General features: G+C 66.0%; 1 protein-coding gene. It reads right to left on the bottom strand.

Features of this window, described 5'->3' with window-relative positions:
* Nucleotides 1-14 precede the first annotated feature (14 nt).
* Nucleotides 15-1,286 carry a cytochrome P450 gene (locus tag ELR45_RS20120; protein ID WP_165367949.1) on the bottom strand — a complete coding sequence of 424 codons (1,272 nt, stop codon included), beginning with the start codon at nt 1,284-1,286 and terminating at the stop codon, nt 15-17.
* Between the last annotated feature and the right edge of the window lie 228 nt (nt 1,287-1,514).

Here is a 1,514-nt window from a genome sequence, read left to right as displayed (position 1 = left end):
TGACGGCCAACGACCTAGCGGCGCCTGATCCGTTCGAGCACAACGCCGCTCTTCGGTGCGGTGGGGATGCGGTTCAGGCTGAAGGCCAGGTCCTGCCGGCCGACGTCGTACTCGATCGCGTCGCAGAGCAGCTGGGTTGCGGCCTTCATCACGGCGACCGTGATCCACTCACCGGCACAGCGGTGATCCCGATGGTGATCGCCACCGCCCTGCGGAATGAGATCATAGCCATCCGATGTCCAGCCACGGAACCGGTCCGGGTCGAACTCACCGGGACGGTCCCACAGCCGTGCATCCCGGTGGGTTCCGAACACGTCCAAGATCACCAGCGTGCCCTCGTCGAACCTGTGGCCGCCCCAGTCGAAGCTCTGCCGTACCCGAGCACCGACGAACGGGGCGAGCGGATAGAACCGTCGTACCTCATGGACGAACCGTTCCACCTCACCGTCGCCACCAGAACGGACTCGTTCCTTCCACTCCGGACAGTCATGCAGGGCGACCCCGATGAAGGCGATGTACCAGCTGATCGCCACCACTGGCCGGATGACGTTGAGCAACTCCACGGCGGCCACCCGAGTATCGAGGAACTCACCGTCCGAATCGCGGTGGAAGGCGATCGTATGCAGCGCACTCGCCTCGTCGGCAGCACGATCGCCCGTCCGTACGTCCGCCACGATCCCGCTGATCCAACCCTCGGAGCGTCGCCGGGCCGACCTTCCCCGCCAATGGCGCGGGCCAACCGCGCCGAACGCGTCGACCATCGCGGCCATGTCCAGCGCCCGCCGAGGCACCTCGTCGTCGTGGAGCGGCACCCCGGACCAGGTGCACACCGCCCGGCACAGCAACTCCTGAGCCTCTTCGAACAGCACGACCCGGTCGCTGCTCTCCCATCTGGGGAGCACGCTGCGCCAGGCACGCTCGAACAGCGTCACCAGGTCGTTGATACGGTCGTCCGTCATCAGCTGCATGAACATCGCCTTGCGGCGCTCATGAGCGGCACCGTCCAAGCCTTGGACACCGCCCCGCCCGAACAGCGTCTTCTCGACCCGCGACGGCGCGGCATGGCTCCTGCCGAAGCGTTCCGGATCATAGAACACGCGTGCGGCCTCCGGACCATGCAGGCAGATCACTCGCTCACCGAGAAGTCTCGTCTCGAAGACGTCCTGCTGGTATCGGCGCAGTCGCTTCAGAAGGAACCCGTATCCGTCGTTCAACAGCATCAACGTGCTGTCCGGGCTCCTGTCCCGCGGCTCGTCGACATGCGTGGTGATGCCGGGAACCTTCATAACCGGCGCCCTACCCATTCCCTACCCCGCCATGCGTCAGGGTAGGCGGGTGAGCGGCCCCGCCGCTCGACCTATGTCCGCGGCGATGGCGATACATAAACCGATGGGCCGGCACCGAAGTGCCGGCCCATCAGTCAGGAAGTACTCTCAGCAGGCATCAAGCCTGCTGAAGCTCAGATCGGGCGGACGCCGGTGGCCTGCGGGCCCTTGGCGCCTTGTGTCACCTCG

Origin of the sequence: Phytoactinopolyspora endophytica (assembly GCF_004138495.1) — a bacterium.
In the GTDB taxonomy this organism is placed as follows: Bacteria; Actinomycetota; Actinomycetes; order Jiangellales; family Jiangellaceae; genus Phytoactinopolyspora; species Phytoactinopolyspora endophytica.
This window is presented reverse-complemented; position numbering and strand designations above follow the sequence as displayed.